13 protein-coding genes are annotated in these 14,127 nt (G+C 74.3%); 7 read left to right on the top strand and 6 right to left on the bottom strand.

The annotated features are described in order from the left end of the window. Positions 1–62: 62 nt before the first annotated feature. Positions 63–329 carry a hypothetical protein gene (locus OCU29_RS08005; RefSeq protein ID WP_179614306.1) on the top strand — a complete coding sequence of 89 codons (267 nt, stop codon included), beginning with the start codon at positions 63–65 and terminating at the stop codon, positions 327–329. Positions 330–333: 4 nt separating this feature from the next. Continuing rightward, positions 334–1,194: an FHA domain-containing protein gene (locus tag OCU29_RS08000; RefSeq protein ID WP_261819482.1), complete on the top strand. Its 861-nt coding sequence runs from the start codon at positions 334–336 to the stop codon at positions 1,192–1,194. Positions 1,195–1,218: 24 nt separating this feature from the next. Here the strand turns inward: OCU29_RS08000 and OCU29_RS07995 are convergent, their stop codons facing one another. Next, on the bottom strand, positions 1,219–2,271 hold the full coding sequence (locus tag OCU29_RS07995) for a hypothetical protein (protein WP_261819481.1): 1,053 nt from the start codon (positions 2,269–2,271) through the stop codon (positions 1,219–1,221). A gap of 140 nt (positions 2,272–2,411) precedes the next feature. Between OCU29_RS07995 and OCU29_RS07990 the strand changes: the two genes are divergently transcribed. Beyond that, a complete protein-coding gene (locus OCU29_RS07990) occupies positions 2,412–3,212 on the top strand; it encodes a S9 family peptidase (protein ID WP_261819480.1) in 801 nt (266 codons plus the stop codon). Here OCU29_RS07990 and OCU29_RS07985 read toward each other — a convergent pair. Both OCU29_RS07985 and pdxY read right to left on the bottom strand, forming a co-directional pair. Continuing rightward, positions 3,209–4,951 (bottom strand): dolichyl-phosphate-mannose--protein mannosyltransferase, encoded by a 1,743-nt coding sequence (locus OCU29_RS07985; protein ID WP_261819479.1) that lies wholly within the window; start codon positions 4,949–4,951, stop codon positions 3,209–3,211. The genes OCU29_RS07990 and OCU29_RS07985 overlap by 4 nt on opposite strands. A 25-nt stretch (positions 4,952–4,976) precedes the next feature. Further along, positions 4,977–5,828 carry a pyridoxal kinase PdxY gene (gene pdxY / locus OCU29_RS07980; RefSeq protein ID WP_261819478.1) on the bottom strand — a complete coding sequence of 284 codons (852 nt, stop codon included), beginning with the start codon at positions 5,826–5,828 and terminating at the stop codon, positions 4,977–4,979. 148 nt (positions 5,829–5,976) lie between these two features. Between pdxY and OCU29_RS07975 the strand changes: the two genes are divergently transcribed. Further along, positions 5,977–7,617, top strand: a complete 1,641-nt coding sequence (locus OCU29_RS07975) for a GMC family oxidoreductase (protein ID WP_261819477.1) — start codon at positions 5,977–5,979, stop codon at positions 7,615–7,617. A gap of 3 nt (positions 7,618–7,620) precedes the next feature. Next, positions 7,621–9,180 carry a succinic semialdehyde dehydrogenase gene (locus tag OCU29_RS07970; RefSeq protein WP_261819476.1) on the top strand — a complete coding sequence of 520 codons (1,560 nt, stop codon included), beginning with the start codon at positions 7,621–7,623 and terminating at the stop codon, positions 9,178–9,180. 55 nt (positions 9,181–9,235) lie between these two features. On the opposite strand, the gene OCU29_RS07965 is transcribed toward OCU29_RS07970, so the two are convergent. After that, complete coding sequence (locus OCU29_RS07965; RefSeq protein WP_306799011.1) at positions 9,236–9,946, bottom strand: uracil-DNA glycosylase; 711 nt, start codon at positions 9,944–9,946, stop codon at positions 9,236–9,238. A gap of 68 nt (positions 9,947–10,014) precedes the next feature. On the opposite strand from OCU29_RS07965, the gene OCU29_RS07960 reads away from it, so the two are divergent. Beyond that, on the top strand, positions 10,015–10,587 hold the full coding sequence (locus OCU29_RS07960; protein WP_261819475.1) for a dihydrofolate reductase family protein: 573 nt from the start codon (positions 10,015–10,017) through the stop codon (positions 10,585–10,587). A gap of 62 nt (positions 10,588–10,649) precedes the next feature. After that, positions 10,650–11,324, top strand: a complete 675-nt coding sequence (locus OCU29_RS07955; protein WP_261819474.1) for a TetR/AcrR family transcriptional regulator — start codon at positions 10,650–10,652, stop codon at positions 11,322–11,324. A gap of 19 nt (positions 11,325–11,343) precedes the next feature. On the opposite strand, the gene OCU29_RS07950 is transcribed toward OCU29_RS07955, so the two are convergent. Together OCU29_RS07950 and OCU29_RS07945 are read right to left on the bottom strand one after the other, a co-directional pair. Further along, positions 11,344–12,792 (bottom strand): aminotransferase class V-fold PLP-dependent enzyme, encoded by a 1,449-nt coding sequence (locus tag OCU29_RS07950; RefSeq protein ID WP_261819473.1) that lies wholly within the window; start codon positions 12,790–12,792, stop codon positions 11,344–11,346. Beyond that, positions 12,789–14,120 carry an MFS transporter gene (locus OCU29_RS07945; protein WP_261819472.1) on the bottom strand — a complete coding sequence of 444 codons (1,332 nt, stop codon included), beginning with the start codon at positions 14,118–14,120 and terminating at the stop codon, positions 12,789–12,791. The genes OCU29_RS07950 and OCU29_RS07945 overlap by 4 nt, the downstream gene beginning before the upstream one ends. Between the last annotated feature and the right edge of the window lie 7 nt (positions 14,121–14,127).

Below are 14,127 nucleotides of genomic sequence, written 5' to 3'. Positions count from 1 at the left end.
ACATCTGTGTTGAACTCTTGTCAGGAAACTTCAACAAGTTGTTTCACTATGAAGGAGGAGACATGGCGACGACCGAGGACACCAGCACCCAGGCCGTGGACGGCTCCCGCACCGACGAGGTGGTCGACTGGACCGACCTGGGCCGCCGGATGTGGACGTTCCTGACCGGCCGCGAGGCGGCCATCCACTACGCGTTCGAGGACATCACCGTCGAGGTGCCCCGCGACACCGGTGCGCGCGCCCCCCGCGCGACCTGGAAGGTCGACGGCCGCCTCACGATCACCACGACCGACAAGGGCGAGCCCGTGGCCCCCGTCGAGGGGCGGTAGACCGATGCCCACCCAGGTCTCCGCCGACCTGTGCTTCAGCCTGACCCGTGAGGGCCAGGACGACCTGCACGGCCACCTCACCGGCGAGGGCAGCAGGCTGACCCTCGACGTCGACGACCCCGGCGCGTTCGCCGGGGCCGGCGACGCGCCGCTGATCCGCCGGGTGGCCGACGAGCTGGCAGCGCGCGACATCGTGCTGCGGGTCGTGCAGGGCGAGACGCACCTGGTCACCCTCGGGGCGGTGCGCGCTCCCTGGTGGCAGCGTCGGCTCACCCGCTCGCGGCGGATTCGCCTGGGTAGCCTCAAGGGCGCCTGGACCTCGGCCCGCTCGCGCGCCGCCGGTCGCGGCCCGCTGCTGCCGGGGCTCGAGCTCAGCCCGCCCGCGACCCTGTGGCCGCCCTTCCCGACCATGCACCCGCAGGCACGTCGACGGGTCAGCACGACCCACGACCCCGCCGGCGGCGGCAGCCCCCGTCTCGTGCTGGTGCGCGAGCAGGTCTGGGCCGGCGAGCGGCAGCCGGTCTTCTGGCTCGAGGAGACGCAGACCATCGGCTCCGACCCGTCCTGCGACATCGTGCTGCCGGGTCTGGAGCCCGTGCACGCCCGGGAGGTCCACGACGAGGACGACGAGTACTGCGTGCACGCCGTCGCCGGGCTGAGCCGGGTGCACGGTGCGCCCGTCACCGCGCCGACGCTGCTGCGCACCGGCACCCGCCTCGACATCGGTGAGCACCACCTCGTCTACTCCCGCGAGGAGTTCGCCGACCACGGGCGCCCGCACGGCGGCCGCATCGGCGGCGAGCTGGGCCACCAGGTGCCGCAGCCGCCCCGGCACCGGATGGTCGTCGCCGCCGACGGGGTCTGAGCCCACGACCGGGACGCCCCGCGGCTACAGCAGCGCCGGGCGCCCGGTGCCGAAGAGCAGGCTCTGGCGCCCCGACAGCCCGAACTCCGTGCCGACCCGCTCGCAGCGCCGCTCGCCGAGCGTGCAGGTCACCACGACGGTGCGCCCCGAGGGCCGCAGCGCGCTGCCCCGGGCGCTCGCCGCGCCGTAGAACGTCGAGTCGTCGACCCAGCCGCCGAGGTAGAAGTGGCGGTCGCCGGCCTCGACGGGGTGGGGCGTGCCGAGGGTGGCGTCGTACCAGACCCCGCGGTTGCGCTCGGCCTCGATCAGCGCGTCGCCACCCGGGGAGAGCCAGCCCTCCGCCGTGGACTGCTCGCCCGGCCCGGCGACACGCATGCCGTCGGAGGGCAGCTCGCGCAGCCGCACCGGGGTGCCGCGCTCGCCGGCCAGTGCCGGCACGCGGTCGACCAGGGTGGGCTCGGAGCCGTCGAGCGGCAGCCGGCGCACGCCCCCCGCGACCGGGTCGGCGGCGTACGCCGCGTCGGCGTCGAAGCCGAGGAAGCCCACCTCGGCGTCCTCGTAGAGGTCCTCGAGGTCGCCCATGTCCTCCTGCGCCGCGACCGGGGCGGGCACGCGCAGCACCTGCTCGCCGGTCTGCGCGTCGAGCACCACCGGCACGGCCAGGGGGGTGCCGGACTCGTCCTGGGGGCCACGGGCGGCGTCCATCAGGCCGACGTGGCGACCGTCGGGGGAGAGGGTGAGCGAGGTCGCGTCGACCTGCGCGACGCGGCGCGCGGCACCGCCGTCGCTGGACCACAGCGAGCCCTCGGCCAGGTAGTGCACGCCCCAGCGGGTCACCACGAACGCGGTCGGCGCGGGGTCGAGCTCGAGCACGACGTCGCCCACGTGCAGGGCGGGGCCGACCGCCCAGGCCGGCGAGCGGGCGTCGTACGTCGGCGAACCGACGGGCAGCACGAACGGCGCCCGCGACTCCACCGAGGGGTCGGAGGCGTCCTCGTGGCAGGCGACCAGCGCGCCCAGCCCCAGCAGCGCGACCAGGGCCGCGACCGCGAGCGCACGAGGGGACGGACGGGGCACGGACCCTGTCTACGGCCCCCGAGTGGCGACGCGGTCGACCAGCGGTCACGATTGCGACACGATCCGCGGGGCGTCACTCCCCGCGGGCGTGCTCGTTGTCTGGTGGGAGGGGCCCGGAGGGGGCCCGAGGAGGGGGAGACGTGGCCAAGAGGCTGACCCAGATGGTGCTCGCGACGGTGCTGGCGGTGCTGCTGGTGCTGGCCACCACCGGGGCGAGCGGGGAGCACCCGGCCGAGAAGGTCGAGGACAACCTCGAGGGCCAGAAGGTGCGCGTCAACCTGCCGCCGACCAACGAGCCCAAGGGCGTCGTCGTCTTCTTCCACGGCCAGGGCGGCAACGTCAACGACAAGATGGAGGGCCCCTGGCTCGACGCGCTGCGCCGCGACGGCTGGGTGGTGGCCTCCTCGATGTTCCACCGCGAGGCCTGGGGCAACGCCGCCTCGACCGCCGACGCCGACCGGGTCTGGGAGTGGGCCGAGCGCCAGGGCGGCGCCGAGGTGACGATGTACCTCGGCACCTCGATGGGCGGCACCACCTCCCTCAACGCGCTGCTGCACGGCAAGGAGGCCCCGCCGTGCTGGTACGGCGTGAAGGCCGCGGTCGACATGTCCACCATGGGCAACGTCCCGGGTGCCAACGGCTTCATCCGCAAGGCGTACGGCGGCGGGCCCTACCCGCGCGACCGCAACCCCGTGAACACGGCGTACAAGCTCGCGCAGACCGGCACCACGTTCCGCTTCGTGGCCAGCCCCTACGACCCCTACGTGCCGTACGACGCCAACACCGGCCGGCTCTCGGCCGCGCTGCAGGGCTTCGGTGCCGACGTCAGCGTGCGCACGGTGCAGGGACCCCACGACGACCCCTCGCACTACAGCGCCTACGACGTGGTGCGCTTCGCCAACGAGTGCGCCGCGGCGGCCGAGGCCGAGGCCCAGGGCTAGATCCAGCGGCTGAACCAGATCCGGTCGAGCCACTGCGAGTGCGTGAGCAGCTCGTTGGTGTAGACCGGCCAGAACCACGCGAAGTTCAGCAGCACCAGCACCACGAACGAGCCGGCCGCGACCACGCCCACGGTGCGGCGGGTGCTCGGCTCGCGGGAGGGCCCGACGAGCCGCCCGATGACCATCGTGGCCGCCAGCACGAGGAACGGCAGCATGGCCAGCGCGTAGAACAGGAAGATCGGGCGGTCGTCGTAGCGCAGCCAGGGCAGCCACGTCGACAGCGCACCCACGACGGGCACGCCGTAGCGCCAGTCGCGCGCGCCGATCCACAGCACCGCCGCGGCCACCAACGCCAGGCCGGCGCCCCACCACAGCACGGGGGTGCCCAGCAGCAGCACCTGGCGCAGGCAGTCGCTGCCCTCGGGCGCCTCGCAGCCACGGGTGCCGGGCTGGATGCCGGTGTCGGCGGCGACGCCGACCGGGCGGCTGAGCAGCGGCCAGCCGAGCGGGTCGGACTGGTAGGTGTGCGTCGAGCACTCCAGGAAGTGGGTGTGGAAGACGTAGACGTCGCGGTGGTAGGACCACAACGAGCGCAGCGACTGCACCACCTCGCCCGGGCCCGAGGCGTCCGCCTGGTCGGCGGTCGCCCAGCGGGCGCCGGTGTCGGGGTCGCTCGCCACGAACGACTCGTCCTGGCACTCGCCGGCGCCGGTGAACTGGGTGTACTGCGTCGAGGAGAGGGAGCGCTCGTACTCCGCGGCGTTGACCATCCAACCGGTCCAGGTCGCGACGTAGACGGCCAGGGCGACCACGACGAGGTGGCCGAAGGCGGGCAGCCCGTCGGCCAGCACCGAGCGCAGCACCGGTCGCCGTACGCCGAAGGAGCGGCGGGCGCCGGCGCTCCACAGCCACACCAGCAGCCCGAAGGCGGCCAGCGGGAAGAGCGCGTTCCACTTGGTGCCGATCGCCAGGCCCCAGCACACCCCGCTGGCCAGCAGCCACGGGCGCCACAGCATCGCGCGCACCGGGCCCCACGAGGCGGGGTCGGTGACAGCGCCGGGCAGCAGGCGCGCCATCCGGGCTCGGTACCAGTCGCGGTCGGCGACCAGGCAGGCCACGGCGCACAGGATGAAGAAGGCCAGGAAGATGTCGAGCAGCGCCAGGCGCGAGAGCACGAAGTGCAGCCCGTCGAGCATCAACAGCAGCCCGGCCACCAGGCCCAGCCCGGTCGAGCCGGTGAGGCGGCGGCCCAGGCGCGCCATCACCACGACCATGAGCGCGCCGACGACGGCCGAGGAGACCCGCCAGCCGGTGGGGTCCATCCCGACCAGCTTCTCGCCGAGGCCGATCAGCCACTTGCCGACCTCGGGGTGCACGATCATCGACGGGTCGTCCTGCCACAGCCCGCGCACCGTGCCGTCCAGGATCTGCTCGTCGGCGCCGTCGACGTAGCCGCGCACGTAGCCGTTGTTGACCAGCGACCACGCGTCCTTGGCGTAGTAGGTCTCGTCGAACTGGAACTCCGCCGGCGAGCCGAGCCGCCACAGCCGCAGGAACAGCGCGACCAGGCCGAGCCCCACGGCGGCGCTCCAGCCCACGAAGGGGTCCTCGAGCCCGACCCGGGCGCGGGCGCGGGCCTGCGCCGAGGGCACCGCCCGGCCGTCGGCCGTCCGCGAGAGCGGCACCCGGTCCTCGGCCTGCGCCGACTGCTCGGCCTGCTCGGGGGCGTCGGTGCTCACGACGCGGAACTCTACGGCCCGGGCCTCAGCGCAGGCGTCGGGCGGTGAAGGTGGCGGGCGGGGCCGCGATGGCCTCCTGCGCCGCGACCAGCTGGATCTCGCGGGTGCCGGCGGCCAGGGTGGCCTCGAGGACGCCGAAGACCGAGGCGGTCGTGCGCTCGAGGGCCGCCTCGGGCGAGCCGGTGCTGCGCAGGTGGGCCAGGTAGAGCGCCGCCGTGACGTCGCCGCAGCCGTTGGGGCTGATCGGCAGCAGGGGGGTGGTGACCGCCCAGGCGCCCTCGTCGGAGACCGCGACGACCTCGAGGTGGTCGGCGGGGACCTCGTCGTGCAGCACGCTGGTCACCAGCACGTCGCGGGGGCCGCCCTCGCGCACGACGTCGACGGCGGCCAGCACCTCGTCGAGGGTGCGGGTGGTGCGCCCGGCGAGGAAGTCGAGCTCGAAGTGGTTGGGGGTGATCACGTCGGCGGCCGGCACGACGGTGTCGCGCATGAACTCGGGGATGCCCGGGCGCACGAACATGCCGCGGCCCACGTCGCCCATCACCGGGTCGCAGCAGTAGACCGCGGCGGGGTTGAGCTCCTTGACCCGGGCGACGGTGTCGAGGACGACCGAGCCGACGGCCGGGTCGCCCTGGTAGCCCGAGAGCACCGCGTCGGCCTGGCCGAGCACGCCGCGGTCCTCGATGCCGGCGATCACCTCGCGCACGTCGGCGGGGTCGAGCAGCGGCCCGCGCCAGGCGCCGTACCCGGTGTGGTTGGAGAAGTGCACGGTCAGCACCGGCCACACCTCGTGCCCCAGGCGCTGGAGCGGGAAGACGGCGGCGGAGTTGCCGACGTGGCCGTAGGCGACCGAGGACTGGATCGACAGGATGCGCACGTCGCCATTGTGGGGAGCGGGGGCGGGGAGCGAAAACCCGGCCGGAAAACTAGAACAAGTTCCACCGTTGCCCTAGTGTGGGCCCCGACACATTCCGAGGGTATGTGAGCGCCGCGCCGGTGACCGACTCCCTCGCACCGCGGCGAGCATGGAGGCTCCGATGGCCAAGCAGGCACCCAGCAACGAGGCCGACTACGTGGTGGTCGGCTCCGGCAGCTCCGGGGCGACCATCGCGGGCCGGCTGGCCCAGTCGGGCGCGAGCGTCATCGTGCTCGAGGCCGGCAGGAGCGACGAGCAGTTCCTGACCCGCAAGCCGGGCATGATCGGCCCGATGCACGCGGTGCCGCAGATCAAGCGCACCGTCGACTGGGGCTACTACAGCACGCCCCAGAAGCACATCCTGGAGCGCAGGATGCCGGTGCCCCGCGGCAAGGTGCTCGGCGGGTCGAGCTCGATCAACGGCATGGTCTACGTGCGCGGCAACCGCGCCAACTACGACTCCTGGGCCGCCGAGGGCTGCACCGGCTGGGACGCCGACTCGGTCAACCGGGCCTACCGCCGCATGGAGGACTACGAGGGCGGCGCCGACGACTTCCGCGGCGAGGGCGGCCCCATCCGCGTGACCTGCAACAAGTCACCCCAGGAGGGGTCGCTGCAGTTCATCGAGGCCACCGCCGACACCGTCGGGGCCCGCGTCCTCGACGACTACAACGGCGCCTCGCAGGAGGGCGTGGGGCGGATGCAGCAGAACGCCGCCGACGGGCTGCGCTACTCCTCCGCCCGCGGCTACATCCACCACCTCGCGCCGCCCAACCTCGAGGTGCAGTCGCAGGTGCTGGCCACCCGCGTCGTCATCGACCGCGGCCGCGCCACCGGCGTGGTCGTGCGCGACAAGGACGGCACGACGCGCACCGTCCGTGCCGCGAAGGAGGTGGTCCTCTCCGCCGGCTTCGTCGGCTCGGCCCAGCTGCTGATGCTCTCCGGGGTCGGGCACGCCCAGCACCTGCGCGACCAGGGCATCGAGGTGGTCGCCGACCTCCCGGTTGGCGACAACCTGCACGACCACATGTTCCACGCCCTGACCTTCCACACCACCACCTCGAGCCTGCGCGGCAGCGCCCTCTTCTTCGGCAAGGGGGTGGCCAAGGAGGTGCTGCGGCCCGGGTCGACCTTCCTGGCCAACTCCGTCTTCGAGGCGGTCGCCTTCCTGCAGACCTCGCAGGCCACCGGCGGCATCCCCGACCTCCAGCTGCACCTGCTGCCCTGGGCCTACGTCTCGCCCAACCAGGACGCGCCGGTGCGCCACGACGTCGACCAGCGACCGGCCCTGACCGTGCTGAGCACGCTGATCTACCCCCGCAGCCGCGGCACCCTGCGCCTGGCCTCGGCCGACCCGGCGGCGGCACCGCTGATCGACCCGCAGTACCTCGCCGACCCCGCCGACCTCGACCTGCTCGTCGAGGGCTCCGAGATCACCCGCGAGATCTTCGCCAACAAGGCCTTCCGCGGCGCGGTGAAGGGCGAGATCCACCCCGGCTCGCACCTGCGCGGCAGCGAGCTGCGCCAGGAGATCCTCAACCGGGCCACCTCGGTCTACCACGGGGTGGGCACCTGCCGGATGGGCGTCGACGAGCTCGCGGTCGTCGACCCCGAGCTCAAGGTGCGCGGCGTGGAGGGCCTGCGCGTCTGCGACGCCTCGATCATGCCGTCCATCACCGGCGGCAACACCAACGCGCCGGCCATCATGATCGGCGAGCGCGGCGCCGACCTCGTGCTCGGACGGGGCTGAGCCGTGGCCCCGCAGCGACCGGCCGTCCTCACCGACGAGCTCCTGCAGCGCCTGGTGGCGCGCGTGCCGTCCACCTCCGGCGGCACCTGGAAGCTCACCGAGGTCTACACCGGTGAGCACCTCGTCGACCTGCCGCAGTCGACGCCCGCCGACATCGAGCGCGCCTTCGCGACCGCGCGCGAGGCGCAGCGCGCCTGGGCCGCCACCCCGCTGCGCGAGCGGCTGGCGGTCTTCAAGCGGGCCCACGACCTCTTCGTCGACCGGGCCCACACCACCGCCGACCTGATCCAGGCCGAGAGCGGCAAGAACCGGCGGATGGCCATCGAGGAGACCTGCGACCCCCCGATGGTGATGAGCCACTACCTCAAGCGGGCCCCGCGGCTGCTGGCCCCCCGGCGGCGCGGCGGCCCGGTGCCGGTGGTCTCGCACTCGACCGAGATCCGCCAGCCCAAGGGCGTCGTCGGGATCATCGCGCCCTGGAACTTCCCCTTCGCCACCGGCATCTCCGACGCGGTCCCGGCGCTGATGGCCGGCAACGCCGTCGTGCTCAAGCCCGACAACAAGACCGCCCTCTCGCCGCTGCACGGCGTCGCGATGCTCGAGGAGGCCGGGCTGCCGCCCGGGCTCTTCCAGGTCGTCTGCGGCGAGGGGCCCGACGTGGGGCCCACCCTCATCGACAACGCGTCGTACGTCATGTTCACCGGCAGCACCGCCACCGGGCGCACCATCGGCGAGCGGGCCGGGCGCAACCTGATCGGGGCCTGCCTCGAGCTGGGCGGCAAGAACCCGCAGATCGTGCTCGACGACGTCGACGCCGACGAGTGGGTGGCCAGCACGATGTTCGGCGTCTTCGGCAACACCGGCCAGATCTGCATGCACATCGAGCGCATCTACCTGCCCGACACCCGCTACGACGAGCTGAAGCAGAAGTTCGTGCGGGCCGCCGCGGCGCTCGACGTGCGGGCGTCGTACGACTTCGGGCCCGAGGTGGGCTCGCTGGTCTCGGTCGACCAGATGCACCGGGTGCTCTCGCACGTCGAGGACGCCGTCGCCAAGGGCGCGAGGGTGCTGACCGGCGGTCGTCCGCGCCCCGACCTGGGCCCGGCCTTCTTCGAGCCGACGGTGCTCGAGGGCGTGACCACCGACATGGAGTGCGGCGTCACCGAGACCTTCGGGCCGGTGGTGGCCCTGCACCGCTACCGCACCGTCGACGAGGCGGTCGCGCTGGCCAACGACACCGACTACGGCCTCAACGCCTCGGTGTGGGGTCGCGACCTCCAGCGCGCGCAGGCGGTCGCGGCCCGCATCGAGTCGGGCAACGTCAACGTCAACGACTCCCTGGCCACGGCGTACGCCTCGAAGGGGACGCCGTCGGGCGGGGTCAAGCAGTCGGGCGTCGGCGCCCGGCACGGCGACCAGGGCCTGCTGAAGTACACCGACGTGCAGAACCTGGCGGTGCTCAGGAAGCAGGTGCTCGGGCCGCGACCGGGCCAGGACTACGACGGCTACGTCAAGCAGATGCTCTCGGGCCTGAAGCTGATGCGGCGCACCCGGGTGCGCTAGTCCGGGCCGGGTCGGCGCGAGATCTGCGACGGGTCGGCGCGAGATCTGCGACGGGTCAGCGCGAGATCTGCGCCGGGTCGGCGGGGAGGGCCCAGTCGAGGGGGGAGCCGCCCTGCTCGACCAGCAGGCGGTCGACCTGGGAGAACGGCCGCGAGCCCAGGAACCCGCGGTGCGCCGACAGGGGCGAGGGGTGGGCGGAGGCGACCACCGGCACCGCACCGAGGTGGCGGCGCAGCGCGCCGGCCCTGGCCCCCCACAGCACCGCGACCAGCGGCCCGCCGCGGTCCGCGAGCGCCTGCACCGCGCGGTCGGTGACCTGCTCCCAGCCGCGGCCCCGGTGGGAGTCGGGCTCCCCGGCCCGCACGCTCAGCACCCGGTTGAGCAGCATCACGCCGCGCTCGGCCCAGGCCGTGAGGTCGCCGTGCGCGGGCGGCGGGTGCCCGAGGTCCGCCTCGAGCTCGCGGTAGACGTTGACCAGGCTGCGCGGCACCGGGCGCACGTCGGGGTCGACCGAGAAGGACAGCCCGACCGGGTGCCCCGGCGTGGGGTAGGGGTCCTGGCCCACCACGAGCACCCGCACCTGCGCCAGCGGCCGCTCGAAGGCCCGCAGGAGCCGCTCCTCGCCCGGCAGCCAGACCCGCCCCGCGGCCGTCTCGTCGCGCAGGAGGCCCAGCACCTGCGCCACCTGCTCCTCGACCGGCGCCAGGGCCTCCGCCCAGTCCGGGGCCACCCGGCCCTGCTCGACCAACCTGCTCAGCACGTCCACGGCCCCGACGGTAGCCACCGCGGCGATATCCGGTGGCGGTGCCGGTGGGGGCCCGGTAGACAGGCGGCGTGCGAGAGCTCACCTACTACGTCGCCACCTCGCTCGACGGACGCATCGCCGCCCCCGACGGCGACTTCTCGGCCTTCCCGGTGACCGGCGACCACATCGACATGGTGCTCGAGGAGTGGACCGACACCCTGCCCGCCCCGGCGCTGGCCGCCCTGGGCCTCACCCCGCCCGCGACCCGCTTCGACGCCGTGGTGATGGGGTGGCGCACCTACGCCTCCGGCTTCCCCCACGGCGTGCACGACCCCTACCCGCACCTCGACCAGGTCGTCGTCACGCGGCGCCACCTCGACGCCGACGTGCCGCCCGGGGTCCGGTTGACCGACGACCCCGTCGGCGAGGTCGAGCGGCTCAAGGCCGCCGACGGGGTGGGGGTCTGGCTGTGCGGCGGTGGCGACCTGGCCGGCACCCTCGTCGACCAGGTCGACCGGCTGGTGCTCAAGATCAACCCGGTGCTGCTGGGCGACGGCGCACCCGTGCTCAGCGCGTCGTACGCCGCCCGCGGCTTCGAGCTCGACCGGGCGCGGACCTTCGCCTCGGGCGTGGTCGTGGCGGAGTACGCCCGCGCCACCTGACCCCCACCGCCCGTCAAGGTGAACGTGTGTCAGATTCTGGTACGCGACCTACACTGCCCGGCATGGGAGCCGAGCAGGAGCAGGACGTGGTGGACCCCTCGGTGGGGGCGGTGCGCCGGGTGCCCACCCAGCAGCGCAGCCGCCAGCGCGTCGAGGCGATCCTCGACGCCGCCGAGGAGCTGGTGCTCGACCAGGGTGTCGAGGCGCTGACCACGCGGGCCATCGCGCAGCGCGCGGGGGTGCCGGTGGCCTCGCTCTACCAGTACTTCGGCGACAAGGAGGCGGTCCTGCTCGCCCTGGCCGGACGGGACATGGCCGAGATGGACGAGCAGGTCGCCACCGACCTGGCCGGCCTGGAGGTGCTGAGCGTGGCGGGGCTCGTGCGAAGCGCCATGGACTCCTTCGTGACCGTCTACCGGCGTCGCCCCGCCTTCGTCGAGATCTACCTGCGGGGGCGGGGCAACGCCGCCGTCGACCGCTTCGGCCGCGCCCACAACGTGCGGGTCGCCCAGGCCCTGCGCGACTTCGGCATCGAGCACGGGCTGTGCCGGCCCGAGCTGAGCGCGGCCGCCGCCGAGCTGGCCGTCGAGGTCGGCGACCGCGTCTTCCAGCTGGCCTACGAGCAGGACGCCGCCGGCGACGCCGCCCTCGTCGACGAGGGGGTCGTGATGATGACGGCCTACCTCGAGCGCTACGCCACCCCCGCGGGCCTGGCGGGCGTGCCCGCCCCCCGCTGACCGGGCCCGCGCGGCCCGCTCAGGACGACGGCCGGCTGAGCCGGTCGAGGAAGGCCACCATCAGCACCTCGCGCATCTGCGGCGTGGCCAGGTCGAGCATCGCGTTGACGTCGGCCATCCGCTCGGGCAGCGCGATCGCACCACCGGCCGCGTCGCCGCCGGCCAGCCCGGCCGCGACCAGCAGCGCGTCGAGGTCGTCGTCCCCCAGCCCGGCGGGGTCGAGCGCGGCGATCACCTCGGCGACGCCGGGGTCGACGCGCACCGGCCCGAAGGCGCGGGCGGCGGCCACCGAGGCCCGCAGGGCGGCCACCAGCTCCTCGACGTGGGCGTTCGTCGCCGCGGAGAACGACAGGTGCACCGTCGCGGGCGTCCCCGCGTAGGACAGCTGCGGCTGCACGTGCCAGCCGCGCGCGGCCATCTCGTCGCAGAGCGTGAACGGGTCGAGGTCGTCGTCGGTGCCCAGCGCCAGCAGCGTCGCGTCGGGCGGGGCGACCACCCGAAGGCCCGGCATCGAGCCGACCGCCTCCGCGACCCGGTCGGTGGCCTCGAGCGCCTGGGCGGTCAGCCGCTCGTAGCCCTCGTCGCCGAGCAGCTGCACGACGCTCCAGGCGCCGGCCAGGGGCCCGCCCGACTTCGTCGACTGGAGCGTCGAGTTGAGCATCGTGTAGCCGGGCCAGCGTGCCGAGGAGAAGAGCTGGGGGCGGCGGTGCGCGCTGCTGCGGTGCAGCAGCAGCGAGGTGCCCTTGGGGGCGTAGCCGTACTTGTGCAGGTCGACCGAGACCGAGGTGACCCCCTCGACCGTGAACGACCAGGGCGGCACCTGGCGGCCCAGCCGGGCGGCGTACCCCAGCACCCAGCCGCCGATGCAGGCGTCGACGTGGCAGCGCACCCCGCGCGCCGCGGCGGCCGCCGCCACCGCCGGCACCGGGTCGACGACGCCGTGCGCGTACGACGGGGCGCTGACGACCACGAGCACGGTGCGGTCGTCGATGGCCGCGGCCATCGCCGCGGGGTCGGCGCGGTGGTCCTCGGCGGTGGGCACCACCACCATCTCGACGCCGAAGTAGTGGGCGGCCTTGTGGAAGGCCGGGTGGGCGGTGTCGGGCAGCACCATCCGCGGCCCGACCACGTCGGGGCGCGAGTCGCGGGCCGACTGCACGGCCAGCAGGCACGACTCGGTGCCGCCCGAGGTGACGGTGCCGACGGCGCCGTCGGGGGCGTCGAGCAGCCGGAGCCCGGCGGTCACCAGGTCGTTCTCCATCTGCAGCAGGCTCGGGAACGCGGTCGGGTCGAGGCCGTTGGAGCCGGCGAAGGCCGCGACCGCCTCGCGGGCCACGCGGTCGACCTCCTCGAGCCCGGAGTCGTAGACGTAGGCGAGGGTGCGCCCGGTGTGGACCGGGAGGTCCTGCGACTGCAGCCGGGCGAGCCGCTCGCGGACCTCGCCGGGGGTGCTGGGTGCCGTCGTCACGCGTCCACGTCCTTCGCATCGATGTCGTAGCGCACCAGCCAGGCCAGGCTGAGCAGGGTCAGGGCGGCCGGGAGCAGCGAGAAGCCCCACGTGATGGCCGAGACCGCCGAGTCGGGCTGCACCACGCCGCCGCCCTGGCTGGAGACGTAGCCGCCCAGCGCGAGCACGACGGCGAAGGCGGCCGGCCCCAGGGCCAGCCCCAGGGTCTCGCCGGCGGTCCACACCCCGGTGTAGACCCCGGCGCGGTTGCTGCCGGTGCGGCGGGCGTCGACGGCCGCGGCGTCGGGCAGCATCGCCAGCGGGAAGACCTGGCAGCCGGCGTAGCCGACGCCCACCAGTGCGACCGCCGCGAAGACCAGCGAGGGCGGGGCGCTGCGCGCGGTGGCGGCCAGCAGCGCGCCGCAGGCCAGCACCACCGAGGCGGCCAGGTAGCCGTGCTTCTTGCCGACGCGGGCGCCCAGCCACGACCAGGCGGGGGTCAGCACCAGCGCCGGGCCCACGAAGCAGACGAAGAGGATGGTCGCCGCGCCGTCGCGGCCCAGCACCTCGCCGGCCAGGTAGTCGACGCCGGCCAGCATGCAGCCGGTGGCCAGCGCCTGCAGCACGAAGGTGGTCAGCAGCAGCCGGAAGTCACGCGCCGCGGCGACCACCCGCAGCTGCTCGCGCAGCCCGCCCGGACTCGGCTCGAGCACCGCGGTGGGTGCGCCGCGGGTGCCGCGGTAGGCCGCCAGGGCGCCGGTCGCGATGATCAGCGCCATCACCACGCCCATCACGCGGTAGCCGTCGCGCCCGCCGACGGCGTCACGGATCAGCGGCGCGCTCGCACCGGCGACCATGATCGTCAGCGCCAGGATCGCCACCCGCCAGGTCATCAGCCGGGTGCGCTCGTCGTACGACGACGTCAGCTCGGCGGGCATCGCGACGTAGGGCACCTGGAAGAACGCGTACGCCGTGGCCGCGGCCAGGAAGCACACCAGCACCCAGCCGGTCTCCACGGCGCGGGAGTCGACGTCGGGGCCGGCGAAGACCAGCGCGAAGGTGACCGCCAGCGCCAGGCCCGCCCGCAGCAGCCACGGCCGGCGCGGGCCGCGGGGGTCGCGGGTGCGGTCGCTGATCCGCCCGGCCACGGGGTTGAGCACCACGTCCCAGGCCTTGGGGGCGAAGACGACGACGCCGGCGACCAGCGCCGCGACGCCGAGCTCGTCGGTGAGGTAGGGCAGCAGCATCAGCCCGGGCACCGTGCCGAAGGCGCCGGTGGCGACCGAGCCGGCGCCGTAGCCGAGGCGGACCCGGGTGGGCAGCGGCGCGGGCCGCGTGGCCGTGGACATGCGCCGC

Source organism: Nocardioides sp. OK12 (assembly GCF_024341885.1).
Taxonomy (GTDB): Bacteria; Actinomycetota; Actinomycetes; order Propionibacteriales; family Nocardioidaceae; genus Nocardioides; species Nocardioides marinisabuli.
Note: the sequence above shows the minus strand (reverse complement) of the source record. Positions and strands in the feature narration are given on the sequence as shown.

What these genes read in the sequence shown, in the direction of transcription:
- OCU29_RS07955 (WP_261819474.1), top strand. Translation starts at nt 10,650, where the DNA reads ATGGGAGCCGAGCAGGAGCAGGACGTGGTGGACCCCTCGGTGGGGGCG.
- OCU29_RS08000 (WP_261819482.1), top strand. Translation starts at nt 334, where the DNA reads ATGCCCACCCAGGTCTCCGCCGACCTGTGCTTCAGCCTGACCCGTGAG.
- OCU29_RS07945 (WP_261819472.1), bottom strand. Translation starts at nt 14,120, where the DNA reads ATGTCCACGGCCACGCGGCCCGCGCCGCTGCCCACCCGGGTCCGCCTC.
- OCU29_RS07975 (WP_261819477.1), top strand. Translation starts at nt 5,977, where the DNA reads ATGGAGGCTCCGATGGCCAAGCAGGCACCCAGCAACGAGGCCGACTAC.
- OCU29_RS08005 (WP_179614306.1), top strand. Translation starts at nt 63, where the DNA reads ATGGCGACGACCGAGGACACCAGCACCCAGGCCGTGGACGGCTCCCGC.